Raw genomic sequence first — 25,712 nt, 5'->3', positions numbered from 1 at the left:
GGTTGTCCACACCGCTGCAGCCCGCCCTGGCGAGCGGCGGGCGTTCGACGCCAGGCTGATTCCCAGCAATGCCAAGGGTGCATTGCGTGAGGGGGTTAGCGGTGAAGGGTGCACAGCATGATGCCGGGCAGCAGCAATCGCCACCGGTCAACACGGTGACGCTGTGCGGCCGCGTCAGCGGGGAGCCGACGGTACGGGAGTTGCCCAGCGGAGACGAGATTGTGACGTTCCGGCTGGTGGTGCCCCGCCCGGAGGACAGTCGCGCGAAGGCAACCGGACAGCGGGTGGACACTTTTGATCTGGTCTGCTGGGTTACCCGTTTGCGTCGGCAGGGTGCGCGGCTCGCGGGTGGCGACGAGATCGCCGTGTCGGGCGAACTGCGTCGCCGCTTCTGGCGTGCCGGGACTGCTGTGCAGAGCCGGGTCGAGGTCGAAGTCGGGGCAATGACCGTGCTCACCAGGGCAGCGACCACCGACCGGGGCAAACGTGGCGCTGCCGCGCGGGGCAGATCACGCGGCCGCGCTCCGGTGGGTTGACGATCGGAGGGCGGGCGGCGCGTCTTCGGGTGTGCGGCACCCGACACAATGGCGGAATGAGCACACTGGCCGATGACTATCGGGCCCTCGTCGTCGATCTTGACGGGGTCGTCTACCGGGGCCCTCAGCCCATCCAACCGGCGGTGGACGCGTTGGCCGCGCTGGCGCGGCACGGCACCAGGGTGGCCTATGCCACCAACAACGCATCCCGCAGTCCGCAGGAGGTGGCCGAGCACCTACGGTCCTTCGGGTTGGACGTCCGGCCCACAGAGGTGTTCACCAGTTCGCTGGCCGGAGCACACCACCTGTCGCAACGACTGCCTGAGGGTGCTCGGGTGCTGCCGGTAGGCGGCGACGGAGTCGCTATTGCGCTGCGGGACAGAGGTTTTGAGATTGTCGACAATGCCGAGGACCGTCCGGCGGCAGTGTTGCAGGGTTACGGTCCCCATGTCACGGCGGCGCGGTTGGCCGAGGCGGCGTACGCCGTCGAGAACGGGGCGGTATGGGTGGCGACCAATACCGACCGCACGCTGCCGACGGATCGTGGGGTGGCGCCGGGCAACGGCACCCTGGTCGAGGCGGTCGCCGTGGCCACCGGCGTGCAGCCGGAGACTGTCGGAAAGCCGGGACCGTTGCTCTACACCATGGCCGCGACCGCGCTCGAGGTTCCGGCTGCTCAGACGCTCGGAGTGGGCGACCGGCTCGACACCGACATCGCCGGTGCCTCGGCGGCGGGGATGGATGCATTGTTCGTGCTGTCGGGAGTGCACGGACCGGCTGATCTGGCCCAGGCACCTCGCGAGCAACGCCCTCGGTTCGTGTGTGCCGATGCCGGCGGCCTGCGCGAGCCGTACGAGGAACCTCGTCCGGAGTCGGGCGGTTACCGCATCGGTGACAGCGTGGCGCACCTATCGGGGGATGCGATCCGGTGGTCCGACGGCGCACCGCAGGACGACATCGTGGCGTTGCGTGTCGTGCTCCGGGTGGTCTGGGATGCATTGGACGACAACCGGATAGACCAACGGAGCGCCGCGCGGCTGGCGGCACAGTACGGTAGAACGCAGGAGTAGCCCCGCCGATGACACAGGAGTCTGGAGATGAGTGACGACATGTTGCAGTCGGTGATCAAGGCTTTGTTGCAGGTGGCAGACCGCACGCTGGAGGCCGCGCACTCGGTGTCCAACGGGGTCATGACGTCCCCGGCGGTGGCGCCGGCCAGTCGGCGGGCCCACGACTTCGCCGGCCAGGTCGGTGACCTCGCGGCTGTCTTGAGCGGTCAGTTCAACGACGTGGCAGACCAATTGGGAGATCGGGTCGGCGACTTCGGTGGCTTCACGACGGCCGTCCACACCGCCGTACCGTCCGGTGTGGGTGAGCGTGCTGCGGCGGTGTCCGGAGTCGCAGCCGAGTTGGTCGGAGCGTTGTCCGCGAATCGCGCCATGGTCGAGGACGTGATCCGAGCCGAAATCGAAGGTCAGCTGCACCGTGTCGGCTTGGCTTCGGAGAACGAGTTGGCGCTGGCACTGGAGGAGATCGACCGATTGCGGGCGGAGAACCAGCGTCTGCAGCGTGCGCTCGCCCAGGATGTCTCTCCCCAGCCCCGTCCGGCCGGGCCGAGGGGCCCTGGATCGCCCAGCCGACCGGTCGTCTCGCGCGCAGCCCTGCGCGAGGCCGCCCAACGGCAGTCCTCCACGGCGGGCGGAGAGGTACCGGCGGCGCCGGTCAAGGAGGCTGCAGCTGCGAAGAAGGCAGCTGCGAAGAAGGCAGCGGCGAAGAAGACGACGGCGAAGAAGACGACGGTTAAGAAGGCGGGGGCGAAGAAAGCAGCCGCCACGAAAGCGCCGGCCGCGAAGACTGCTGCGGCTAGGAAGTCGACCGCCAGGAAGGCGGCGGTGCGATCGGCCCCGGCGTCGAAGACCAGCGCGGCCAAGACAACAGCCAAAGCTGCTCCGGCATCGAAGTCGGCGAGTAGGAAGACGACGATGCCCACCGACCGGCCCAGGAAGACGACGGCGAAGAGTTCAACGGTGAAAAAGACGACGGCGGCCAAGAGGCCGACTACGAAGCGGGCCACCATCAAGAAAACCGCCCAGTCCGGCTCGGTGCCTTCCTCATGACCGGCGACAACGTACCGGGGCCCGACGACGAGGTGCCCACCGACGAGCAGCCGGGCGCGACCTCCTACACCACCGGTGATCCGGGTGTCGACGCGGTCCTGGCCGATCTCGGGCCGATGGCACAGCAGTTGGCCGCCGACGCCGAGTCGCGCGCACCCCTGGATGTCGACGCCGCACTCGAATTGCTGACCGCGGCCCATCAACGTCTGGCCGACCGGTTGTCCGGGCTGGACTGATCATGACCCGCGCGCAGCGTGGGCAGCGTCTGGACCAAGCTCTGGTGGACCGGGGCCTGGCCAGGTCGCGCATGCTCGCCCGGGAGTACATCGACTCCTCCCGCGTCCGGTGCAACGGTGCGATCCTGGCCAAGGCCAGCAGCCGGATCACCGACGCCGACGACCTTGAACTGATCGGTGAGCCGGAACGCTACGTGGGACGCGCGGCGTACAAACTGATCGGCGCCCTCGAAGCATTCCCGCAGGTGCGCGTCGATGATCGACGCTGTCTGGACGTGGGCGCGTCGACGGGCGGGTTCACCCAGGTGCTGCTGGAGCGCGGCGCCGCGCAGGTGATCGCCCTGGACGTCGGTCACGGTCAGTTGGCCGAGCCGGTCCGGAGCGATCCGCGGGTGATCGAACGATCAGGTACCTCGATCCGAGACGTCTCGGTGGACGACCTGGGCGGTGCATTCGACCTGGTCGTGGCCGATCTCAGTTTCATCTCGCTGACCATCGTGATCGGCGTCCTGTCGGGCCTGGTGACCTCGGACGGCGACGTGGTAGTCCTGGTAAAGCCGCAGTTCGAAGTGGGGCGGGAGCGCCTGGGTTCCGACGGGGTCGTGCGATCGGCCGAGCAACGCGCCGAAGCCGTGGCGGCAGTCATCGACTCGGCCGGCCGTGTCGGGTTGTCGGTGCACGGTGTCACCATCAGTGCCGTGGCCGGCACCCACGGCAACCAGGAGTACCTGCTGTGGTTGCGGCCGGCCGTGGAAGGCAGGATGGACCCAGCACAGGTCGCGAACGCCCTCGCGACCATCAGGACCAGCGACGACAAAGGACCGCGATGACCCGCCAGATCCTGCTGATCGGCCATCCCGGCCGCCCGGAGGCCCTGGAAATCGCCGCCCAGTTGGTCAAAGACCTGGGCGACAACGACATCCGCGTGGTCGGGACCGCCGAAGAACTACGGGCGTTCGGCATCATCGACGAGCCGCTGGTCGAAGTCGCCGACGCCGACGACCCGGCCGCCGGGTGCGAACTGGCCATCGTGCTCGGTGGCGACGGCACGATCCTGCGAGGCGCCGAACTCGTGCGCGACCACCGTGTTCCCTTGCTCGGCATCAACCTGGGGCACGTCGGATTCCTTGCCGAGGCAGAACGCGACGATATCCACACCACGGTTCGCAAGGTCGTCGACCGATCCTGGACGGTCGAGGAACGCGCCACCTTGGCGGTCACCGCGTCCTTGGACGGTGCGGTGCTCTGGCGGGACTGGGCACTGAACGAGGCCAGCGTCGAGAAGCGCGCGCGTGAGCGCATGCTCGAGGTCGTCGTCGAGATCGATGGCCGCCCTTTGTCCAGCTGGGGTTGCGACGGGGTCGTCATGTCGACGCCCACCGGATCCACGGCCTACGCATTCTCAGCGGGCGGTCCGATCGTCTGGCCCGGTGTTGCGGCCATCTTGCTGGTGCCGATCTCGGCGCACGCGCTGTTTGCCCGGCCGTTGGTCCTGTCCACCGACGTGCGCATCGCGGTCGAGCTGAAACAGGACGCCGAAGCCGAGGCGGTCGTCTGGTGCGATGGCCGGCGCTCCTACGACTTGCCGGCGGGCTCGCGGATCGAGGTCTGCCGCGCCGACACCCCGGTGCTGCTCGCCAGACTGACCGACGCGCCATTCACAGATCGGTTGGTGGCCAAGTTCGATCTGTCGGTCTCCGGGTGGCGCGGGACCCGCCGCGGCAGCTGACGATGCTGCGCGAACTACGCATCCGCAATCTGGGCGTCATCGAGGACGCCGCACTGGAGCTGAGTCCGGGACTGAACGTGCTCACGGGCGAGACCGGTGCCGGCAAGACCATGGTGGTGCAGTCGCTGGGCATGCTGCTGGGCCAGCGTGCCGATCCGGCCCTGGTCCGGTCCGGCGCCGATCGGTCCAGCGTCGAGGGGATCGCCGAGTTGGCGCAGGATCACCCGGCCGCGGCGCGCGCGCTCGAAGCGGGTGCCGAGATGGACGACGGCGAACTGATCCTGCAGCGCAGCGTGACCACCGCCGGCCGCTCCCGGGCAGTGATCGGCGGAAGTACCAGTCCGGTGGGGGTTCTGCGCGAGGTCGGCGAGCAGATCGTGGCCGTGCACGGCCAGGCCGATCAGTGGCGACTGGCGAGGACCGACCAGCATCGCGCCGTCCTGGACGACTTCGGGAGACGACACGGCCGCAACCTGGCGCGCGCACTGGAAAGCTACCGATCGGCGTACGCCGAGTGGCAGGTCGCGCGCACGGAACTGGCTGCGCTGCAATCGGATTCGCAGACGCGCACGTTGCGGCTGGATCAGCTGACCGCAGCTCTACAGGACATCGAGCGGGTCGACCCCCAGGCCGGTGAGGACGTCGCGCTGGCGGCCGAGGCCAACCGACTCGACCACGTGGAACTGCTGCGGGAGACCACCACCCAGGCCCATCGCGAACTCGCCGGCGACGACGAGGGTGGCGAACCGGTCCCGCATGTCCTGGGCTGCCTGAGCGCCGCGGGGCAGGCGTTGTCCACGGCCGCGGAGTACGACGAGGCGCTGGGGGAGCTGGTGACCCGGATGCGGGAACTCGCGGTGCTTGCGGCAGACGTCTCTGCCGACCTCGGCGGCTACCTCGCTGACCTGCCGAGCGACCCGGAGCGACTGGCGTGGGTGCAACAACGGCGCGCCGAGTTGACCCATCTGACCCGCCGCTACGGTTCCACGGTCGATGAGGTGCTCTCGTTCGCCCAGAAAGCAGCGGCGGAGATCGCCACGCTGGATGGCGGCGATGAGCGGCTGACCGAGCTGCGCGAGCGGGTCCCGGCCCTGCAGAAGGCGGCTGTCGAGAAGGCGGGTGAGCTCAGCTCAGCCCGCCGGGTCGCGGCCACAGCGCTGGGCAAGGCGGTCAACAGGGAGTTGAGTCGGTTGGCGATGGGTTCGGCCCGGGTGCAGGTCTGCGTGACGCCGCGCGAGCCGGCTGCCGAGAACCTGTCCGCCGACGGCGCCGACGATGTGAGCATCGAGTTGAGCGCGGGACCGGGCCAGCCCGCCCGGTCCGTGGCCAAGGCTGCCTCGGGCGGCGAACTATCCCGCATCATGCTGGCTCTGGAGGTCGTGCTGGGGGCCGACGACGTACCGACCTTCGTCTTCGACGAGGTCGACGCCGGCGTCGGGGTGCCGCAGCGCACGAGATCGGCGCGCGGCTAGCGGATCTGGCTCGCACGGCCCAGGTCATCGTCGTCACCCACCTGCCGCAGGTCGCGGCGTACGCCGACCGACACCTGGTCGTGCACAAACAGTCGGACGGCGCGGTCACCCAGTCCGATGTCACCGTGGTCGACGGTGAAGAACGCGTCGCGGAGCTGGCCCGCATGCTCGGCGGGGTGGCGGACAGCCGTCCGGCTCGCGAGCACGCCAGGGAGCTGCTGAGCGTTGCGCGGGAGCGATGACCTACGCCGACGTGCGACGATGGCGGGCGTGAGACTGCCCGTACGCCGCGATTCCGGCACCGACGCCGTTGCGGTGCTCGGGCCTGCGCGCGTCGACGCTCGCACCAAAACCCTCACCAAGCGGTTGAAACCCGGCGACGTGGCCATCATCGATCACGAGGATCTGGACCGGGTCAGCGCCGAGGCCCTGGTCACCTGCCGCCCGGTGGCCATCATCAACGCCGCGAGGTCCAGCACCGGCCGGTATCCGAATCTCGGCCCCGGCATCGTGGTCGACAGTGGGATTCCGCTGATCGACGCGGCCGGTGCTGAGGTGATGAAGATCCCCGAAGGCCATCAGGTCGGCGTGAGCGCGGACGGTGGGGTGCTGGTCGACGGCGCGGTCGTCGCTACCGGGACGACGATGACGCCTGAAGCGGTCGAACACGCGATGGACGAAGCGCGCGCGGGTCTCGCCGTGCAGATCGAGGCGTTCGCCGGCAACACCATGAGCTACCTGCGCGAAGAGCGCGACCTGTTGTTGAACGGTGTCGGCCTGCCGGAATTGCGTACGTCGATGGACGGCCTGCCGGTGCTGATCGTCGTGCGCGGTTATCACTACCGCGAGGATCTGCAGACGCTGCGCAGTTTCATCCGCGACCAGCGGCCCATCCTGATCGGGGTCGACGGCGGCGCCGACGCACTGCGGGAAGCGGGCTACAAACCGGATCTGATCGTCGGAGACATGGACTCGGTGTCCGATGAAACTCTGCGCTGCGGCGCCGAGATCGTGGTGCACGCCTACCGCGACGGCCGGGCGCCGGGGCTGGCCCGCGTCAAGGAGTTGGGGGTCGAGGACCCCGTGGTGTTCCCTGCCACGGGCACCAGCGAGGACATCGCGATGCTGCTGGCCGACGAGTCCGGTGCGAACCTCATCGTCGCGGTGGGCACGCACGTGACGTTGATCGAGTTCCTCGACAAGGGCCGGGCCGGGATGGCCAGTACCTTCCTGACCCGGTTGCGGGTCGGCAGCAAGTTGGTCGATGCCAAGGGCGTCAGTCAGCTCTACCGCTCCACGATCAGCGCCCGGGCGCTGGTGCTGTTGGTGCTGGCGGGGCTGATCGCGCTGGTCGTGGCGATGATCGCAACCCCCGGCGGTAGCGCCGCGCTGCAATTGCTGGGCGCCCGCTGGGACGACCTGTGGGCGTGGTTGCGAGGATTGTTCCAATGATCGATTTCCGCTATCACATCGTTTCGCTCGTCGCCGTCTTCCTGGCGCTCGCGGTGGGTATCGTCATCGGCGCGTTCACGCTGGCCGGTGGCGTCGGCGACTCGTTGAACCACCAGGCCAGCAGTCTGCGATCGGAGCAGGCAGCGCTGCGCGCACAGGTCCAGGCCACCGGCAACGCCCTGAACCGGGCCGACAACTTCGCCACCCTCGCCGACCCCGCTCTGGTCGGCGGGGTGTTGAGCGGCGACTCGATAGCGCTGGTCCTGTTGCCCGGCACCCCCAACGGCCTGGTCTCGGCGACCAAGTCCTCGATCGCCACCGCCGGGGGTCCGTGGCGACCACGATCACCCTCAGCGACTCCTGGTTGCAGTCATCGTCCGCTGAACACCTGCGGTCGGCGGCTTCGACGGTCGGAGTCGACCCGGCGCAGACCGACGCCACCCGGCTGCCGGGAATCGTCCTGGGCAAAGCCGTCATGGGCCGGGAGTCCGCCGCCGGGAAGACCGCTCTGGACAAACTGCAAGCCGAGTCGCTGATCGACATCGACGACACCGGCACCAGCAAACCCACCAGCCTCGTGGTCCTGTGGCCCGGGCTGCCCGCGACGACCGACCAACAGACCGTCACCGGCTGGACCGGCACCGTCTCCGGACTCGGCGCCTCCACCACCGCCGTCGTCGGTGTCTCCAGCGGCCCGGCCGACAACGACCTGACCAACCCCGATCCGTTGGTGACCTCGCTGCGCGGGTCGGCCGACGCAACCGCCACGATGAGCGTGGTCGACGACGGCAGCCGGGCCATGGGCCAGACGGCACTGGTGCTGGCCACCCAGAAAGAATTAGCCGGCGTCTCCGGCCAGTACGGCCTCGGAGCGGACGCGACGGGACCGATCCCGGCAATCACCGCGCCCCGGTGACCAGCTACCCGGCGGCTGCGATCCGCGCGGTTGGCGCAGGCCTCATCAGCACCGCTGCCTACCGCGGTCTGCTGCGCACGCAGTGCCGAGAACCCCTGTCTCGCAGGAACTTTGCGGGACGGGACGTGACCCTCGCTGAGGGTCCCGCAGTCGTCGCGGGCCTGGTCACCGCAGGGGCGCTTCCGGCGGCCCTGGCTGCGGCAACTGGTGCCGCGGGTCTGCTGGACGATCTCGCGACCGGCCAGAAGGCCGCCAGCAAGGGTTTGCGGGGTCACCTCACGGCGCTACGGCACGGTCAGCTCACCACCGGCGTGGTCAAGATCGTCGGGATCGGCGCCGCGGCCGTGGCCGCCACCGCGATTACGGACCGCGGTCGCCGGGGCGCCGTGGACACCGCGGCCGGCGCTGTCCTGGTCGCGGGGTGCGCGAACCTGCTGAACCTGTTCGACCTGCGCCCGGGCCGGGCCCTCAAGGTCGCGCTCGCCGCGGCGGCGCCGTTGCTGCTCGTCGCCGACGACAGCGCCGCAGCGATCGTGGGTGCCACGGCTGCTGCCGCACCGGCCGACCTGGCCGGACGCAGCATGCTGGGCGACACCGGCGCCAACGCCCTGGGGGCCGTCCTGGGAGTGGCATGGGCCCGGCGGCTGCCGCTGGCAGGTCGTGCCGTGGCCGCCGCCGCCGTCGTCGGACTGATCCTCGCCTCCGAACGCATCAGTTTCACCGCCGTCATTGCGAGCAACCCCGTCCTGGATGCCGTCGACCGCTGGGGTCGGCCGGAATGAGCCGCCGCGGTTCGTTGGCCGCCGCCGCCGGGACGATCGCGGCGATTACCCTGCTGTCCCGGATCGTCGGATTCGGCAGGTGGCTGGCCTTCTCCCACTCCGTCGGCGCGACGTGCGTGGGGCAGGTCTACAACACTGCGAATCTGCTGCCGAACGTGTTGTACGAAGTCGCAGCCGGCGGTGCGCTGGCCGCCGTCGCGGTGCCGCTCGTAGCCCGTGCGCTGGTCACGGACCGCGCCGACGCCGACCGGATCGCCTCCGCGCTGCTGACCTGGGCGATCGCGGTGTTGCTGCCGCTCGCCGTACTCCTCGCCCTGTTCGCCGGACCGATCGCCGCATGGCTGCTGGGCAGCAACGGTTGCGGTGATTCGGCGGTCGGTCTGGCGGCGACGTTCGTGCGCATCTTCGCCCCGCAGGTCGTCCTCTACGGCATCGGCGTGGTGGCCGGGGAGTTCTCCAAGCGCACCAGCGCTTCGTCGCCGCCGCCGTCGCACCCTTGTTGTCCAGTCTGGTCGTCATCGCCTCGTACCTGCTTTTCGGTCGGATCGGCACCGGTGACCCGGCGACGGTCACGCCCGCCGCCGTCGCCGTGCTGGCCGGGGGTACCACCTTGGGGGTGTGCGCCTTGAGTCTGCCGTTACTGGGCGTTGCCGCCCGGGCGCGCATCCGGCTGCGCCCGACCTGGCACTTCCCGCCGGGAGTGGCCGCCCAGGCCCGCCGGCTCGCCGGCGCGGGCGTCGCCGCACTGATCGCGCAGCAGCTCGCCGTCCTGATCACCGCCTGGGTGACCAACCACCGGGGCGGCCCGGGCGCGCTGACCGTCTACAACTACGTGCAGGCTCTCTACCTTCTCCCGTACGCCGTGCTGGCCGTCCCCGTCGCAACCGCGGCTTTCCCGCGCCTGGCCACCGGGACTCCCGGCACACTGGGCCGGTCGGCCGCGGTGGTCGCCGTCGCCGGAGCCGCTTCCGCGGCCCTGTTGATCGCGGTAGCGCCGGCTGCCGGACGGTTCTTCGGCGCGCTCGACGCCGGCCGCGACGGCACCGGGGCGAACGCACTCGACGCCCTGGCACCGTCGCTGACCGCCTTTGCGCCCGGGGTGCTCGGATTCGGGCTGACCGCGTTGCTGCTGCGCGCGGCGTACGCACGGCAGATCACCGGCGCAGCGGCCGCCGCAATGTGCCTCGGCTGGGCGATCGCGGGACTCGGGCCGCTGCTGACCCTCACGTCGCGCACCGACTCCGGGACGGTGCTGGTGCGCCTGGGTGTCTTCAGCACGATCGGGATGAGTATCGCCGCCCTCGCGCTCGCGGCGCTGCTGCTGCGCGGCGCAGGATGGTCACGACTGCCGTGGCGGACCCTGGGGGCCGGGCTGGTGGCGGCTGCGGCCGGCGCTCTGGTCGGGCGGTGGTGCGCGCAGGTCCTCGAGGGCAACTCGCTGGTCGCGTCCGCCCTCACTGCGGTCCTCGCGGCCGTCGTGACCACGGCGGTCTTCGGGGTGGTACTTGCTCTGCTCGACCGTGCAACGCTGCAGCGGCTGGTCATCCGCCGGGGGCGGGCATGAAGGTCGCCATCGTGCTCGGTGAGGTGGCCGGCGGAGTCCTGGCCCACGTGCGGTCGGTGGCCGGGGGCCTGATCGACACCGGGCACACCGTGGAGGTGGCAGCGCCGGCCGGGGTCCTGGATGCGCTGGCGATCGACGGCGTGCGTCGCGTGCCGGTGCGCATCGGCGTACGACCGGATCCGCGCGCGGACGCGGCCACCGTGAGGCTGCTGCGCGGGCTGCGAGACGCGGACGTCGTGCACGCGCACGGGGTGCGGGCCGGCGCCCTGACGGCCCTGGCGCGTACCGGGCGCCCAGTGGTCACCACACTGCACAACGCAGCACCGACGACCTCCGGGGTCCATGCGGCGGTGTTCAAACTGCTGCTGCGGGTGGCGGTGTGCAGCAGTGCCGTGGTGCTCTCGGTCAGTCCGGACCTGGACGAACCGGCCCGTCGAGCGGGAGCCCGGGACGTCCGCCGCGCCGTGATCGCGGCGCCCGACGATGTCGTTGCGGCGCCGATACCCCACGAAGGTTTCCGGGCCGTGTGCGTCGGCCGGCTGACCGCCCAGAAACGGATCGACCTGCTGATCGATGCGGCCACTCTCGTCGACGACGTGAGGTGGTCGGTGGTGGGCGACGGCCCGGACCGTCCCTCGCTCCAGGCGCGGATCGACGCCGGCGGCGCGCCGGTGGAACTCCTCGGCCGCCGTGACGACGTGCCCCGGGTGCTGGCCGCCGCCGATGTCGCCGTGTCCACCGCTGCGTGGGAGGGGCAGCCCGTGTGGTTGCAGGAAGCGGTGCGTGCCGGGCTGCCCGTAGTCGCCTTCGACGTCGGTGGAATCCGCGAAACTATCGGTGCGGCAGGCGTTTTCGTCGACTTCCCGCACGTGGAGGGGATCGCCGGCGAGGTACGCCGACTGGCCGGCGACCCGGCGTACCGCACCTCTCGCGGGGCTCAGGTGCGCGCCGTCGCCGCCACACTTCCGACCCGGCGTGACGAGATCGACGCATTGATCGGGCTCTATGAGTCCCTGACAACGCTTCCGATGTCATAGACTGGTAACCCGTGGTGGACGTGACGAAACAGATCTTCGTAACCGGAGGCGTCGCCTCCTCACTCGGCAAGGGCCTGACCGCCTCGAGCCTCGGGCATCTGCTCCGGGCCCGCGGTCTACGGGTCACGATGCAAAAGCTGGACCCTTACATCAATGTCGATCCCGGCACGATGAACCCGTTCCAGCACGGCGAGGTCTTCGTCACCGAGGACGGTGCCGAGACCGACCTGGACATCGGGCACTACGAGCGCTTCCTGGACACCAACCTCGAGGGCAGCGCCAACGCGACCACGGGCAAGGTCTACAGCCAGGTGATCGCCAAGGAGCGCCGCGGGGAGTACCTGGGCGACACGGTGCAGGTGATCCCGCACATCACCAACGAGATCAAGCGGCTGATGCGCGCTCAGGCGGCCAGCGACGTCGACCTGATCATCACCGAGATCGGCGGCACCGTCGGTGACATCGAATCGCTGCCCTTCCTCGAGGCGGCCCGGCAGGTGCGTCAGGACCTCGGCCGCGACAACGTCTTCTTCCTGCACGTCTCGCTGGTGCCCTACCTTGCGCCCAGCGGCGAACTGAAGACCAAGCCGACCCAGCACTCGGTGGCTGCGTTGCGGCAGTTGGGTATTCAGCCCGACGGGTTGGTCCTGCGCGCCGACCGCGACCTTCCGGAGTCGATCAAGCGCAAGATCTCCCTCATGTGCGATGTCGACAACGAGGCGGTCGCCGCGTGCGTTGATGCGCCGTCAATCTACGACATTCCCAAGGTGCTGCACCGCGAAGGCCTGGACGCTTATGTCGTACGCCGGCTCGGGTTGCCGTTCCGTGACGTGGTCTGGGACGACTGGGACGAGCTGCTGCGCCGCGTGCACGACCCTGCGCATAACGTCGAGATCGCCCTGGTGGGCAAGTACATCGATCTGCCCGACGCCTACCTGTCGGTGACCGAGGCCATGCGGGCCGGCGGATTCCACCACGACGCCAAGGTCACCATCCGATGGGTCGCTTCGGACGAATGTCAGTCCCCGGCCGGTGCGCAGAAGGCGTTGGGTGGTGTGGATGCGATCCTGGTGCCCGGCGGCTTCGGGGTGCGCGGCATCGAGGGCAAGCTCGGTGCGCTGCGCTGGGCACGCGAGAACAAGATCCCGACGCTGGGCATCTGCCTGGGTCTGCAGTGCATGGTGATCGAGTACGCCCGGCACGTGCTGGGCATCGAGGACGCCAGCTCCAGCGAGTTCGATCCGCAGACCGCCGACCCGGTGATCGCGACGATGGAGGAGCAGAAGGCGTTCGTCGAAGGAGCCGGTGACCTGGGCGGCACGATGCGCCTGGGGTCTTATCCGGCTGTGCTGCAGGAAGATTCGATTGCTGCCTCGGTGTACGAGGCGACCGAGGTGACCGAGCGGCATCGGCACCGTTACGAGGTCAACAACGCCTACCGCGACCGCCTGACGGAGGCCGGGCTGGTCATCAGCGGCACCTCACCGGATCGCAATCTGGTGGAGTTCGTGGAGTTGCCGCGCGACGTACATCCCTACTACGTCTCGACCCAGGCGCACCCGGAGTTCAAGTCCCGCCCGGACCGCGCCCACCCGCTGTTTGCGGGGCTGGTCGGCGCCGCCATCGATGCGCAGAAGGCAAGCCGGTTGGTGGAGGTCGAGAAGCCCCGCGCGGCCGAAACCGTTGCCGCGCAGTGACGTCCAACTCCTCGGGTACGTCGGCCCCAGACCTACCGACGGACCTCGCCGACCGGATCGAGCCGGCGAAGCTGCTGTCATCACAGACGTCCTTCGCCGGGCACGTCTGGGATGTCCGCACCGACGTCGTGGACCTCGGCGGTGACGGCGGCACCGTCACCCGAGACTACGTGCGCCACCCCGGAGCCGTAGGCATCGTGGCGTTGCGCGGTGGGCCCGGATCCGAGCAGGTGCTGCTGATCCGGCAGTACCGCCATCCGGTGCGGGCACTGGAATGGGAACTTCCCGCCGGACTGCTCGATGTGGAGGGCGAGCCGCCGCAGGAGGCCGCGTCCCGGGAACTGGCCGAGGAGGCGCACCTCGGAGCAAGGCAGTGGCACGTCCTCGTCGACATGTTCTCAACACCGGGAGGGTCGTCGGAAGCAATCCGGGTTTTCCTGGCTCGGGACGTATTCGACGCGGTCGCAGAGGGTTTCGTGCGCCAGGGCGAAGAGGCGGGGATGAGCTGCGGCTGGCTGGGTCTCGATGCCGCGGTGACGGCCGCTTTGGAAGGACGACTGCACAATTCGTTGCTCATCGCCGGCGTCCTGGCCGCCGCTGCCGCACGGAGCCGCGACTGGTCCACGCTGAGGGCGGCGGACGCGGGCTGGCCGGAGCATCCCTCGCACCGATGATTCCCGTCTCAGGCCGCTCCGACGTCCCGCCGTTCCAAGTCATGGAGATTTTCAAGGCGGCGACGAAGCGACAGGCCACGCACGGTGACCTGCTGTTGTTGTGCGTCGGCCAGCCGTCCACGCCAGCGCCCCGCGTGGTGCGGGACGCTGTCGCGACCGCCGTGGAGACACAGGGCCTCGGCTACACCGACCCCGGTGGCAACACGGATCTCCTGGCCGCCGTCGCAGCGCATTATCGTGAGGCCTACGACGTCGAGGTTGACCCGGACGAGGTCCTGATCAGCAACGGGTCGTCGGGCGGATTCAGCACGGTGCTGCTCACGGCCTTCGAAGCCGGTGACCTGATCGCCATGACCCGGCCCGGCTATCCGGCCAATCGCAGCTCGGCGCTTGCTCTCGGGCTGCGCGTGGTGGACGTGCCGGTGGATGCGAGCACCAGGTTCCAACCCACCGTCGAAGCGCTGGAGTCGCTGACCGAGCGACCGCGCGGCTTGGTGGTGGCCAGTCCCGGTAACCCCACAGGAACCATCATCGACCCTGCTCGCCTCGCCGAACTGGCCGCCTGGTGCGCAGCCAACGAGGTGGTGCTGCTCTCCGACGAGATCTACCACGGCATCAGTTTCGGCGCACCCTGCGTGACGGCCCGGCAGTTCAGTGCGGACGCGATCGTGCTGGGTTCCTTCAGCAAGTACCACTCGATGACCGGGTGGCGGGTCGGCTGGACCGTTCTGCCGGCGGACGTCCGGGCGAGAGCCGAAGTGCTGCAAGCCAATCTGTCGATCTGCGCACCTTCGGTCTCACAGGTCGCGGCGCTGGCCGCGCTGGGTGAGGGCGCGCGGCGAGTTGGAACGTCACGTCGCGCGCTACGCCCGCAACCGCGACCTGCTGCTGCGCCGGTTGCCGGAGCTCGGGATCACCCGGTTCGCGCCACCGGACGGTGCGTTCTACGCCTACGTCGACGTGTCCCACCTGACCGACGACTCGCGGACCTGGTGCTTCGACGTGCTCGATCGCACCGGTGTGGCCATCGCGCCGGGTATCGACTTCGACCTGGTGGAGGGGCATCGCTTCGCCAGGCTGTCCTTTTGCGGCAGTACGTCGGATCTGGACGAGGCCATCGATCGATTGCGAGCCGTGACGCGTTAGCGTGGCTTCCATGCTTGCTGCCTTCGCCGTCGCTGCCGATGCCGACAACCCGATCAACGCCCTGGAGGTCGGGCAGATCGACCCGCCCAGCACACCGGAGGGGTGGGTACCGGTGCAGATGAAGGCCGGAAGCATCAACCACCACGATGTCTTCTCGCTCAAGGGTGTCGGTCTGCCGGCCGACCGGCTGCCCATGATCCTGGGTTGCGACGGTGTCGGGATCGCTCCGGATGGCACCGAGTGTGTGCTGCACACGGTGATCTCATCGCCCGGCTACGCCGGGCAGGACGAGACGCTGGACCCGAAGCGGTCGCTGCTGTCGGAGGTGTATCCGGGCACGCTCGCCGAGGTCGTGCACGTGCCGCGGGAGAATCTCATCCCCAAACCGGCGGCACTGGACACCACACACGCGGCGGTGTTGTCCACAAGCTGGCTCACGGCGTACCGGATGCTTTTCACCAACGCCCGGGTCAGCAAGGGGGACACCGTCCTCGTCCAGGGCGCCGGCGGCGGAGTCGCTACGGCGGCAGTGCAACTGGGCGCTGCAGCCGGGCTGCGGATGTGGGTCACCAGCCGCGACGAGGCCAAGGCACAGCGGGCGCTGGAGCTGGGCGCGGACCAGGTTTTCGCGTCCGGTGAGCGTTTGCCCGGACGCGTCGACGCGGTCATCGAGACCGTCGGTGCCGCTACCTGGTCGCACTCGATCAAATCGCTGCGCCCCGGCGGCACGGTCGTCATCGCCGGTGCCACCTCCGGGGATGCGCCGGACAAGGCCGAGCTGACCAGAATCTTCTTCCTGCAGATGCGGATCCAGGGTTCGACGATGGGCACCCGGGCCGAGCTGAAGGATCTGCTGGACTTTTTGGTCGAACACAACGTCGAGCCGGTCATCGACTCGGTGCGCCCGCTGGCCGAGGCGAAGGACGCCTTCGCCAAGATGATCGACGGGGATGTGTTCGGCAAACTCGTCGTCACCATGGACTGACTGACACCAGCGACACGCTTCCGGGCCCGGTCGCCATCAGCGCCTGCACCACTACACATCGCCGCGTCGCGGGCCTTGTGGGCGTCGGTCCGCCGTTCGACGCGCGATCAGTCGGCGCCGAAGTCGAACGATGCCGCCTCCAGCGACTCCTCATTCGGCTTCGTGGTGGCGTTCTCGGCGATCTGGGACGCACCGCCGGTTTCCAACTCACCCACGAGGTCACGCTCGCGGGCTGGTAGAGAGCCCTGGCCGGCGTACTGCTCCAGCTTCGCGCGGGTGTCGGCGATGTCCAGGTTGCGCATCGTCAGCTGCCCGATCCGGTCGGTCGGGCCGAACGCGGCGTCCTCGGTGCGTTCCATCGACAACTTGTCCGGGTGGTAGCTGAACGCCGGCCCGGCCGTGGCGATGATCGAGTAGTCCTCGCCCCGGCGCAGCCGCAGCGTGACCTCGCCGGTGACCACTGACGCGACCCAGCGCAACAGGCCCTCACGGATCATCAGCGACTGCGGATCGAACCAACGCCCTTCGTACAGAAGGCGACCCAGCCGCCGACCGTCCGTGTGATACCCAGCGACGGTGTCCTCGTTGTGGATCGCGTTGAGCAGGCGCTCGTAGGCGGCGAAGAGCAGCGCCATCCCCGGTGCTTCGTAGATACCGCGGGACTTGGCCTCGATGATGCGGTTCTCGATCTGGTCGGACATTCCCAGACCGTGCCGGCCGCCGATCTCGTTCGCGGCCATGAAGAGGGCGACGATGTCGCCGCCGTAGGTGTCATCGTTGATCGCCACCGGGCGGCCGCCTTCGAAACGGATCGTCACGTCCTCGGCGGCGATGTGCTCCGACTCGTCCCAGAAGGGCACGCCCATGATCGGCTCGACGATCTCCAGCGAAGAGTCGAGCAGCTCAAGGGTTTTCGCCTCGTGGGTCGCTCCCAGGATGTTGGCGTCGGTCGAGTAGGCCTTTTCGGCAGAAGCCCGGTAGGGCAAGTCGCGCGCGGTCAGCCACTCTGACATCTCCTGCCGGCCGCCGAGTTCATCGACGAAGTCCGCGTCCAGCCACGGCTTGTAGATGCGCAGGCCGGGGTTGGCCAGCAGGCCGTAACGGTAGAACCGTTCGATGTCGTTGCCCTTGTACGTCGATCCGTCACCCCAGATCGACACGCCGTCGTCCTGCATGGCCCGCACCAGCAGCGTGCCGGTGACCGCGCGGCCCAGGGGAGTGGTGTTGAAGTAGGTACGTCCCCCGGTGCGGATATGGAACGCGCCGCAGGCGATCGCGGCCAGACCTTCCTCGACCAGCTGCCGACGGCAGTCGACCAACCGGGCCAGCTCCGCGCCGTACTGCCCGGCCCGGCCGGGGATGGAGGCGATGTCCGGCTCGTCGTACTGGCCGAGGTCGGCGGTGTAGGCGCACGGAATGGCGCCGTGCTCACGCATCCAGGCCACGGCCACGGAAGTGTCCAGGCCACCGGAGAAGGCAATGCCGACGCGCTCGCCGACGGGGATCGAGTTCAACACCTTTGACACAAAGATCAAGCCTAGAGGTTGCGGCGTGAAATCCGTTTCGGGGTCAACCCGCGGACGTCGTACGATGGACCCGTCCTCGGTGGTGGCGTGACGACCCATCAGGCGCCGTAGCGCGCCGACCCTGGACCGCGCGTGCGGCGGACCGACGAGAGGCCGGGGTCTCCTCGGCGAAGGTGTGGTGGCACCGCGACTTGGCCCCCGCCCACACCTCCTGGGCTGCCTTCCCGACAAGGCGGCGGCTCATCGCGATCTTGCCGGGAACTGACCCGAAAGGACGCACATCATGCTTCGAACCCATGACGCCGGCACGCTCCGCGCCGCTGACGCGGGCAACACGGTGACGCTCACCGGCTGGGTGGCCCGACGACGAGACCACGGTGGTGTGGCCTTCCTCGACCTGCGCGACGCCAGCGGCATCGTGCAGGTGGTCGCCCGCGACGAGGTGCTCACCGGAGCCGCGCACGGTCTGCGCAACGAGTACTGCATCAAGGTCGTCGGCACCGTGACCCCCGCGACGAGAAGGACGTCAACCCCGACCTGCCCACCGGTGAGGTGGACGTCGTCGCCGACGAGATCGAGGTGCTGAGTGCCGCCGCACCGTTGCCCTTCCAGATCGACGAGCGCGTGACGGTCGGCGAGGAAGCGCGGCTGAAGTACCGCTACCTCGACTTGCGCCGACCGGACCAGGGTGGGGCAATCCGCCTGCGCTCCAAGGTGAACGCTGCGGCACGCTCGGTGTTGGCCGAGCGCGACTTCGTCGAGATCGAGACTCCGACCCTGACCCGCTCGACTCCCGAAGGCGCCCGCGACTTCCTGGTGCCCGCGCGGCTGGCGCCGGGCAGTTGGTACGCCCTGCCGCAGAGCCCGCAGTTGTTCAAGCAGTTGCTGATGGTGGCCGGGATGGAGCGCTACTACCAGATCGCCCGCTGCTACCGCGATGAGGACTTCCGCGCCGACCGGCAGCCGGAATTCACCCAGCTCGACATCGAGATGAGCTTCGTCGAGCAGTCCGACATCATCGAACTCGGTGAAGCCATCGCCAAGGCGCTCTGGGCGGTGATCGGGGTGGACATCGCCACGCCGTTCCCGCAGATGACGTACGCCGAGGCGATGGCCCGCTACGGCTCGGACAAGCCCGACCTGCGCTTCGGCAACGAACTGACCGAGTGCACCGCGTTGTTCAAGGACACCACCTTCCGGGTCTTCCAGGCGCCGTACGTCGGTGCGGTCGTCATGCCCGGTGGCGCGAGTCAGCCGCGGCGCACGTTGGACGGCTGGCAGGACTGGGCCAAGCAGCGCGGCGCAAAGGGTTTGGCCTACGTGCTGGTCCAGGAGGACGGCGAGCTGACCGGTCCGGTGGCCAAGAACCTCTCGGACGCCGAGAAGTCCGCTCTGCTGCCGCATGTCGGCGCGAAACCGGGCGACTGCATCTTCTTCGCTGCCGGTGACGTCAAGTCCTCCCGGGCACTGCTCGGCGCCGCGCGGCTGGAGATCGGCAAGCGCTGCGAACTGATCGACGAGTCGGCGTGGAGCTTCCTGTGGGTGCTGGACGCACCGCTGTTCGAGCCGGCCGCAGACGCGGTGGCCTCGGGCGACGTGGCGGTCGGCGCCGGTGCGTGGACGGCCGTGCACCACGCCTTCACCATGCCGAAGAAGGAGTACCTCGACACCTTCGACACCGACCCCGGCTCGGCGCTCGCGTACGCCTACGACATGGTGTGCAACGGCAACGAGATCGGTGGCGGCTCGATCCGTATCCACCGCAAGGACATCCAGGAGCGGGTGTTCAAGGTGATGGGCCTTTCGGAGCAGGAGGCGAACGAGAAGTTCGGCTTCCTGCTGGAGGCGTTCCAGTTCGGGGCGCCGCCGCACGGCGGCATCGCCTTCGGCTGGGACCGCATTTGCGCTCTGCTGGCCGGCTCCGACTCGATCCGCGAGGTCATCGCGTTCCCGAAGTCCGGCGGTGGCTACGACCCGCTCACCGCTGCGCCTGCGCCGATCACGCCGCAGCAGCGCAAGGAAGCCGGCGTAGACGCCAAGCCCGTCGTGTCACCGGCGGAGCCGAAGCAAGCGTGAGCGACGGCGCCGGCCCGATCGCGGCGGTGCTGTGGGATGCCGACGGCGTCCTGCAGCACCACCGCGGCGACTGGGTTGCCACGATGCGCGCCATCGGTGGCGACCATCTGCCCGAAGCGCTGTGGAAGGCCGAAGGGCCGGCACTGCGCGGTGACGAACCGTTCACCGACGGGATCCGGCGGGCGCTGGCGAAGTTGCAGCTGAGCGAGCACTTCACCGCGATCGTTGATTCGTGGACCCACGTAGACGTCGACCCGGCGGCGTTCGCCCTGGTTGACCGGGTGCGTGCTGCCGGCACGATGTGCGCATTGGCCAGCAACCAGCACGACGAGCGCCGCCGGCACATGGTCGAGGCCATGGGGTACGCCGATCACTTCGACCGGCTCTACTTCTCCAGTGATCTGGGCGTGGCCAAACCCGAGCCGGAGTTCTTTGCGCGCGTCAGTACCGACCTTGGGCTGCCTGTCGAGGACCTGCTGTTCATCGACGATCTGGAGATGAACGTCCAGGCTGCGCGCGAGGTGGGGCTGCGCGCCGTACGTCATGATCCGAACGACGGAGCCGCCGGCCTCGAGCGGATCCTGACGGAATACGCCGTCCCGCACTGACCCGCCCGACCGCGAGGATTCTGGAGCGACCGAGGTTATGCAGGTCCCTTGCCGCCAATCGACCTCCAGAATCCTCGATCTCCTGCAGAACGGTGGTCACTGCGAGAGCCCTGCAGAACGGTGGTCACTGCGAGAGCCCTGCAGGACGGCGAGCACTGCGAGAGCGGGGTCAGAAACGGGCCGAGGCCAACTGTCGCGATTGCGCCACCAGGCGGCCGGTGGAGTCCCAGATCTGGGCGTCCTCCTCGTGCAGCCCGCCGGCGACGGTCGTCGTTCGGGTGCGCACCTGCAGCCACCCGGGCTCCGGCCGGGCGTGCAGGTAGCCGCTGAACTGCACCGTGGGCACCCAGCCCTTGGCGCCGAGGTCGAAGGTGACCGGTGGGAAGGCGTCCAGGAAGAGCAGCAGTGAGTGCAGATCCGGTTCCCGGCCGTCGGTGAAGCGGATCCAACCGCGCAGCTCACCGTTTCCGCTGGGCTGACCGACCGCCCAGCCCGCGGTGGCCGGATCCATCCGGATGTCCACCCGGTGTAGTAGTCCGCTCTGCGAGAGGGCCCCGGGCGGAGCATCCGACGACCGTGCGCAGTCCTCCGGGCCGGGGATGACCGGCGGCGCGGGGTTGAGGGTGACCGGCTCGGCGTACCGGTCGATGTCGCCGAGCGTCAGGAAGGCGCGGACCCGTTCGCTGTCCTGGGTCAGGACCGTCTGGGCGGTCGTCATCGAACGACCGCTGCGCAGGACGTCGGTGGTCGTCGCGCCGTCGCCATCGGTACCCGGCGACAGGAAGACAGCACTCAACCCCAGAACGTCGCTGTGCCCGCCGGCCGCCCGGCTGACCGACGACGTGGCCTGCGCCAGCAGCGACATGATGATGCCCCCGTTGACCGCATTTCCGATGCCCCAGTCCGCCGACAGCTGCACCGTGGCGCGATTGCCGGTCAGATCGAACGCCGTCGCCTTGTCGTACTCGCTGCTCACCGGGTCAGCGTATGTGAGCACCAGTCGTGCGCCACGACGTACCCGAGTCTTCGATACAACGCGATCGCCGCGGCGTTGGCGGTCATCACCCCGAGGGTCGCCACTCCCGCGCGACGGACCGCCTCGTTGGTCAATGCGGCGGTGACCGCCGCTCCGAGTCCGGTGCGCCGGTACGCCGGGTGTACCGCGATCCCGGTCAGGTGCGGCGCTCCGGCCGGGGTGGTGTGCAGGGCCCCGGCCGCTACCAGTCGCCCCTCGTCGCGCACGCCGAGCCAGTACTGCGAGGTCCCCTCACCCGGCTCGGACTCCGCGCTCGGGTTGGCCGTCCCATAGAACGCCAGCAGCTCAGCGGCATCGCTGGTGTCGTCGAGTTCGGCCAGGCGCCAGGGGGTTTCGATGGCGACCGGCTCGTGCGTCGACATCCAACTCCAGGCCCCCATCACCTCCACCCGGTACGTCGATCCCAGCCTGGACCGCGCTGCCGCAGCCAGGTGCGCATCGAGGGTCAATCCCGTCAGACCGGGGTGGGTGGTCCCGGCGTACTCCAGAAGATCCGGTAAGGCTGCGATCAACGGGAAAGCGTCATCCGGCGGGCCCTGGAGATTCATCGACAGTCCTCGTCGGTGCGGCGGTCGCCGCAGGTAGGCGCTGGCCGTCCCGCACGACCAGGCCGGAAGAGCAGTGGCCGACTCCGGACCGATGTCATACCTCAGGAACGGGTCGTCGGCGGCGTCCAGCAGCTGCTGCACCGACGCGACCTCTTGGATGTCACCCACGGTGGTTAGCGTGTCAGGTGTGGTGAGCGGATCCGGTGACGACCTCTTTGCCGCCGCGACGGCCGGCGACGGCCCGGACCTCGCGGCCCCGTTGGCGGTCCGGATGCGCCCGCGGACGATCGACGAGGTCCGAGGTCAGGAAGCCAGTCTCCGGCCGGGCAGCCCGCTGCGGCGCCTGATCGAAGGTGCCAGCGGAGCTGCCGGTCCGATGTCGGCCATCCTGTGGGGCCCCCGGGGACCGGCAAGACCACGCTGGCGCATTTGGTGGCGCTCGCAGCGGACCGCAAGTTCGTCGAGCTGTCCGCGATCAACGCCGGTGTCAAAGACGTCCGCGCCGTGATCGACGCCGCCAGACAGGATCGTGCTCTTTATGGCCGGGCGACGGTGCTCTTCCTTGATGAGATCCACCGGTTCAGCAAGGCCCAACAGGACGCGCTGCTGCCGGCGGTCGAGAACCGGCTGATCATCCTGGTCGCCGCGACCACCGAGAACCCGTCGTTCAGTGTGATCGCTCCGCTGCTGTCACGCTCGATCCTGGTGACGGTCCAACCGCTGTCCGATGAGGACATCGCATCTGTCCTGCAGGACGCGTTGACCGATGAGCGCGGCCTGTCCGGCCAGTTCACGCTGGCCGAGGATGCGCAGACCCATCTGGTGCGGATGGCCGGCGGGGACGCGCGGCGGGCGCTGACCGCATTGGAGGCGGCTGCGGGCGCCGCCGCAGGATCGCCCGAGATCACCGCCGCGCACGTCGAGCAGGCCATGCAGCAGGCGATGGTCCGCTACGACCGGGCCGGCGACCAGCACTACGACGTGGCCAGTGCGCTGATCAAATCCATGCGCGGCAGCGACGTGGATGCGGCACTGCACTACCTGGCGCGCATGCTGGAGGCGGGGGAGGACCCGCGGTTCATCGCCCGCCGGATCGTGATCGCCGCCAGTGAGGACGTCGGGATGGCCGACCCTACGGCGTTGCAGACCGCGGTCGCCGCGATGCACGCCGTGGCGCAGATCGGGATGCCCGAGGCTCGGATCATCCTGGCCCAGGCCGTCGTACACAACGCGCTGGCACCCAAGTCGAACGCGGCGTACGCCGGGATCAACGCCGCCATCGCGGATGTCCGGGCCGGGCGGGGCGGGCCGGTGCCGCCGCATCTGCGGGGCAGCGGGTACGCCGGGGCGGAGCGTTTGGGACACGGCGACGGGTACCGCTACAGCCACGACGAGCCAGGCGGCGTCGGTGCGCAGCAGTATCTTCCGGACGACCTGGTAGGGGAGGCGGACTACTACCATCCGACCGATCGGGGCTGGGAGAACACCCTCGGACCGCGGTGGAAATCGAATCGTCGACGCATCCACGGCCAAACCCCACCTGACGACGAATCTTCGGTATAACTGGACGTTTACCGGAAAGTCGCCGCATCCACCCCTCTGTAACGGTTCGGTTAACACCGATAACAGTTGGGTCAAGGGGCATGGACAGGCGAGGCTCAGCAATGGATGGTGGTGGCCAGCGTGCCGCGGACAACCCGCGCGCCCGTGCCGGAAGTTCCCGGTTCTTACCTATGAGGAGCAACTCAATGCGTTGGACGAAGATCGTGGCGCTCGCCGCCGCAGGTTCGTTGTCGCTCGCCGCATGTGGCGGCGGAAGCAACAAGGGTGGTGGAAGCACAGGTGGTGACACCAGCGGTGGGGGATCGCAGACGGTCGCGCTGGACGCCACCGCCAAGGGTCCGGCCCCCGCGGTCGAGGGCGCCAAGACCGGTGGCACCCTGACGGTGCCCTACAACTCGGTGCCGGAGACCTTCGACCCGACCCGTGACTACTACCAGGACACCGACGCCATCATGAGCCAGCTGGTGACGCGGTCGTTGACCGCCTACCGGGTGGGTAAGGAAGGTAAGCCGGTGCTCGTGCCGGACCTGGCCGAGGACCTGGGCACCCAGTCCGACGATGGCCTGACCTGGACCTTCAAGCTCAAGCCGAACCTGAAGTACTCCGACGGCAGCACCATCAAGGCCGCCGACTTCGTGTACTCGATCAAGCGCTCGTTCGACACCGCGGACTACGCCGACGGTCCGGCCGCCAACTACGGCTTCCAGTACTTCAAGAACTTCCCGGACCCTCGGCCGAGAAGCAGGCGGCGGGGATCTACACCGGTCCCTACACCGGCAACGACAAGGACTTCACCACCGCTGAGGCCCCGAACGACACCACGCTGGTCATCCACCTCAAGAAGAAGTGGCCGACCTTCCCGTACTACGCGGCGTTCCCGGTGATGTCGCCGATCCCGCAGGCCAAGGACACCAAGGCCAACTACGGCAACAACCCGGTCGCCTCCGGCCCGTACATGTTCGACAGCTACACCGTCGGCAGCGAGCTGAAGCTGAAGAAGAACCCCAACTGGGACCCCAACTCCGACCCGTCACGTCACCAGTTCGTCGACGCCTACGACTTCAAGTTCGGTGTCGACATCGTCCCGAACCAGACCGCGATCATCGCTTCCAACGGCACCGCGGCGACGTCGCTGAACTGGGACGGCGTGGACTCCTCGCTGATCGGCAAGGTCAGCGGCGCGGGCGCCAGCAACGCCTCCCAGCTGGTCGTCGGTCCGGACCCGTGCGTGACCTACGCGACGATGGACACCCGCTCCATCCCGCTGGAGGTCCGCAAGGCCTACGCGGTTGCCTACCCGATCGACCAGCTGCGCAAGGCGACTGGTGAGACGACTCTCTCGTTCACGCCGGCGACCACGTTCGGCTCGGCGAACATCCCCGGCTTCAAGGCCTACGAACCGGTGAACGGGCTCACGGGTAAGGGCAACGGCGACCCGGCCAAGGCCAAGCAGATGCTGCAGGCCGCGGGCAAGACCGGCTTCAAGATCTCCTACTACTACGCGAACAACGACCCGACAGCCGTTGCGGCCAACTCGGTCAAGAAGCAGGCGCTGACCGCGGCCGGCTTCACGGTGCAGGACGTGGGTGTCTCCAAGACCGACCTGCGTAAGAAGCGCAACCTGACGGACGGTTCGGTCAACACCGGCCAGGGTCCGCGCGGCTGGTGCTACGACTGGCCGGCCAACGACTCGGTCTACCCGCAGATCTTCACCTCTGCAGCGATCGGCGCCTCCATCAGCGTCGGCATGCTGAAGGACCCGACGCTGGACTCGCAGATCAACGCGATCGCCGTCCTGCCGATCGACCAGCAGCAGGCCAAGTGGAACGACCTGGACAAGGAGATCGCGGAGAAGTACCTGCCGGCGGTGCCGCTCGACTACGGTCGTGCGAACCTGCTGTTCGGCAAGCAGGTGCACAACGTGATCAATGACCCGAACCGCGGCCTGCCGGACCTGGCCCAGATCTGGGTCGGCTGACCTTCGGGTAGCAACGCCAGGTGAGCCCGCCTTC

At 68.8% G+C, this 25,712-nt stretch carries 21 protein-coding genes and 5 pseudogenes; 22 read left to right on the top strand and 4 right to left on the bottom strand.

What is annotated here, in order from left to right:
- Window positions 1-86 precede the first annotated feature (86 nt).
- From ACFQBT_RS09460 to recN, 7 genes are read left to right on the top strand one after another with little or no spacing between them, the layout of a single operon-like run.
- A complete protein-coding gene (locus ACFQBT_RS09460; RefSeq protein WP_377822219.1) occupies window positions 87-536 on the top strand; it encodes a single-stranded DNA-binding protein in 450 nt (149 codons plus the stop codon).
- Window positions 537-592: 56 nt separating this feature from the next.
- Complete coding sequence (locus ACFQBT_RS09455; protein WP_377822217.1) at window positions 593-1,606, top strand: HAD-IIA family hydrolase; 1,014 nt, start codon at window positions 593-595, stop codon at window positions 1,604-1,606.
- Between the two features lie 27 nt (window positions 1,607-1,633).
- Complete coding sequence (locus ACFQBT_RS09450; RefSeq protein ID WP_377822216.1) at window positions 1,634-2,653, top strand: histone H1-like repetitive region-containing protein; 1,020 nt, start codon at window positions 1,634-1,636, stop codon at window positions 2,651-2,653.
- Window positions 2,650-2,889 carry a hypothetical protein gene (locus ACFQBT_RS09445; protein WP_377822215.1) on the top strand — a complete coding sequence of 80 codons (240 nt, stop codon included), beginning with the start codon at window positions 2,650-2,652 and terminating at the stop codon, window positions 2,887-2,889. Before ACFQBT_RS09450 ends, ACFQBT_RS09445 begins: the two co-directional genes overlap by 4 nt.
- Window positions 2,890-2,891: 2 nt before the next feature.
- Window positions 2,892-3,719: a TlyA family RNA methyltransferase gene (locus tag ACFQBT_RS09440; protein WP_377822213.1), complete on the top strand. Its 828-nt coding sequence runs from the start codon at window positions 2,892-2,894 to the stop codon at window positions 3,717-3,719.
- Complete coding sequence (locus tag ACFQBT_RS09435) at window positions 3,716-4,618, top strand: NAD kinase (protein WP_377822211.1); 903 nt, start codon at window positions 3,716-3,718, stop codon at window positions 4,616-4,618. The genes ACFQBT_RS09440 and ACFQBT_RS09435 overlap by 4 nt, the downstream gene beginning before the upstream one ends.
- Window positions 4,591-6,090 carry a DNA repair protein RecN gene (gene recN / locus ACFQBT_RS09430; RefSeq protein ID WP_377822209.1) on the top strand — a complete coding sequence of 500 codons (1,500 nt, stop codon included), beginning with the start codon at window positions 4,591-4,593 and terminating at the stop codon, window positions 6,088-6,090. Before ACFQBT_RS09435 ends, recN begins: the two co-directional genes overlap by 28 nt.
- On the opposite strand, the gene ACFQBT_RS09425 is transcribed toward recN, so the two are convergent.
- A complete protein-coding gene (locus ACFQBT_RS09425; RefSeq protein WP_377822208.1) occupies window positions 6,087-6,296 on the bottom strand; it encodes a hypothetical protein in 210 nt (69 codons plus the stop codon). The two genes, recN and ACFQBT_RS09425, sit on opposite strands and share 4 nt — an antisense overlap.
- Before the next feature lie 55 nt (window positions 6,297-6,351).
- Between ACFQBT_RS09425 and steA the strand changes: the two genes are divergently transcribed.
- The 10 genes and pseudogenes from steA (at window position 6,352) to ACFQBT_RS09375 (ending at window position 16,343) form a co-directional block, all read left to right on the top strand.
- Window positions 6,352-7,542, top strand: a complete 1,191-nt coding sequence (gene steA / locus ACFQBT_RS09420) for a putative cytokinetic ring protein SteA (protein ID WP_377822206.1) — start codon at window positions 6,352-6,354, stop codon at window positions 7,540-7,542.
- Window positions 7,539-8,458 (top strand): annotated as a pseudogene (locus tag ACFQBT_RS09415) (copper transporter). Before steA ends, ACFQBT_RS09415 begins: the two are co-directional and overlap by 4 nt.
- A gap of 125 nt (window positions 8,459-8,583) precedes the next feature.
- The gene (locus ACFQBT_RS09410) at window positions 8,584-9,240 is read left to right on the top strand and encodes a hypothetical protein (protein ID WP_377822204.1); all 657 of its coding nucleotides are present in this window, start codon (window positions 8,584-8,586) and stop codon (window positions 9,238-9,240) included.
- Window positions 9,237-10,804: pseudogene (gene murJ, locus ACFQBT_RS09405) on the top strand (murein biosynthesis integral membrane protein MurJ). The gene ACFQBT_RS09410 and the pseudogene murJ overlap by 4 nt, the downstream one beginning before the upstream one ends.
- The gene (locus ACFQBT_RS09400; RefSeq protein ID WP_377822202.1) at window positions 10,801-11,841 is read left to right on the top strand and encodes a glycosyltransferase; all 1,041 of its coding nucleotides are present in this window, start codon (window positions 10,801-10,803) and stop codon (window positions 11,839-11,841) included. Before murJ ends, ACFQBT_RS09400 begins: the two are co-directional and overlap by 4 nt.
- An 11-nt stretch (window positions 11,842-11,852) precedes the next feature.
- Window positions 11,853-13,538, top strand: coding sequence for a CTP synthase (locus tag ACFQBT_RS09395; protein WP_377822200.1), 1,686 nt, complete (start codon window positions 11,853-11,855; stop codon window positions 13,536-13,538).
- On the top strand, window positions 13,535-14,212 hold the full coding sequence (locus ACFQBT_RS09390; protein WP_377822199.1) for an NUDIX domain-containing protein: 678 nt from the start codon (window positions 13,535-13,537) through the stop codon (window positions 14,210-14,212). Before ACFQBT_RS09395 ends, ACFQBT_RS09390 begins: the two co-directional genes overlap by 4 nt.
- Window positions 14,209-14,988: pseudogene (locus tag ACFQBT_RS09385) on the top strand (pyridoxal phosphate-dependent aminotransferase); the annotation flags it as partial. The gene ACFQBT_RS09390 and the pseudogene ACFQBT_RS09385, both read left to right, overlap by 4 nt.
- A 49-nt stretch (window positions 14,989-15,037) precedes the next feature.
- Window positions 15,038-15,358 carry an aminotransferase class I/II-fold pyridoxal phosphate-dependent enzyme gene (locus ACFQBT_RS09380; RefSeq protein ID WP_377822197.1) on the top strand — a complete coding sequence of 107 codons (321 nt, stop codon included), beginning with the start codon at window positions 15,038-15,040 and terminating at the stop codon, window positions 15,356-15,358.
- A 10-nt stretch (window positions 15,359-15,368) separates the two neighbouring features.
- Window positions 15,369-16,343 carry a zinc-binding dehydrogenase gene (locus ACFQBT_RS09375; RefSeq protein ID WP_377822195.1) on the top strand — a complete coding sequence of 325 codons (975 nt, stop codon included), beginning with the start codon at window positions 15,369-15,371 and terminating at the stop codon, window positions 16,341-16,343.
- Between the two features lie 107 nt (window positions 16,344-16,450).
- Here the strand turns inward: ACFQBT_RS09375 and argG are convergent, their stop codons facing one another.
- Window positions 16,451-17,869, bottom strand: coding sequence for an argininosuccinate synthase (argG, locus tag ACFQBT_RS09370; protein ID WP_377822193.1), 1,419 nt, complete (start codon window positions 17,867-17,869; stop codon window positions 16,451-16,453).
- Between the two features lie 283 nt (window positions 17,870-18,152).
- Between argG and aspS the strand changes: the two are divergent.
- Window positions 18,153-19,945: pseudogene (gene aspS, locus ACFQBT_RS09365) on the top strand (aspartate--tRNA ligase).
- Entirely contained in the window at window positions 19,942-20,553 is a 612-nt protein-coding gene (locus ACFQBT_RS09360) for an HAD family hydrolase (RefSeq protein WP_377822191.1), read from the top strand. The pseudogene aspS and the gene ACFQBT_RS09360 overlap by 4 nt, the downstream one beginning before the upstream one ends.
- Window positions 20,554-20,722: 169 nt before the next feature.
- Here ACFQBT_RS09360 and ACFQBT_RS09355 read toward each other — a convergent pair whose 3' ends face one another.
- Both ACFQBT_RS09355 and ACFQBT_RS09350 read right to left on the bottom strand, forming a co-directional pair.
- Window positions 20,723-21,529, bottom strand: coding sequence for a thioesterase family protein (locus ACFQBT_RS09355; RefSeq protein ID WP_377822189.1), 807 nt, complete (start codon window positions 21,527-21,529; stop codon window positions 20,723-20,725).
- Window positions 21,526-22,305 (bottom strand): GNAT family N-acetyltransferase, encoded by a 780-nt coding sequence (locus ACFQBT_RS09350; protein ID WP_377822187.1) that lies wholly within the window; start codon window positions 22,303-22,305, stop codon window positions 21,526-21,528. Before ACFQBT_RS09350 ends, ACFQBT_RS09355 begins: the two co-directional genes overlap by 4 nt.
- Between ACFQBT_RS09350 and ACFQBT_RS09345 the strand changes: the two are divergent.
- The 3 genes and pseudogenes from ACFQBT_RS09345 (at window position 22,295) to ACFQBT_RS09335 (ending at window position 25,678) form a co-directional block, all read left to right on the top strand.
- Window positions 22,295-23,700 (top strand): annotated as a pseudogene (locus ACFQBT_RS09345) (replication-associated recombination protein A). The gene ACFQBT_RS09350 and the pseudogene ACFQBT_RS09345 overlap by 11 nt on opposite strands.
- A gap of 185 nt (window positions 23,701-23,885) precedes the next feature.
- A complete protein-coding gene (locus ACFQBT_RS09340; protein ID WP_377822186.1) occupies window positions 23,886-24,584 on the top strand; it encodes an ABC transporter substrate-binding protein in 699 nt (232 codons plus the stop codon).
- The gene (locus ACFQBT_RS09335; protein WP_377825424.1) at window positions 24,524-25,678 is read left to right on the top strand and encodes an ABC transporter substrate-binding protein; all 1,155 of its coding nucleotides are present in this window, start codon (window positions 24,524-24,526) and stop codon (window positions 25,676-25,678) included. The genes ACFQBT_RS09340 and ACFQBT_RS09335 overlap by 61 nt, the downstream gene beginning before the upstream one ends.
- The last annotated feature ends 34 nt before the right edge of the window (window positions 25,679-25,712 follow it).

Origin of the sequence: Branchiibius cervicis (genome assembly GCF_042661605.1) — a bacterium.
Classification (GTDB): Bacteria; Actinomycetota; Actinomycetes; order Actinomycetales; family Dermatophilaceae; genus Branchiibius; species Branchiibius cervicis.
This window is presented reverse-complemented; position numbering and strand designations above follow the sequence as displayed.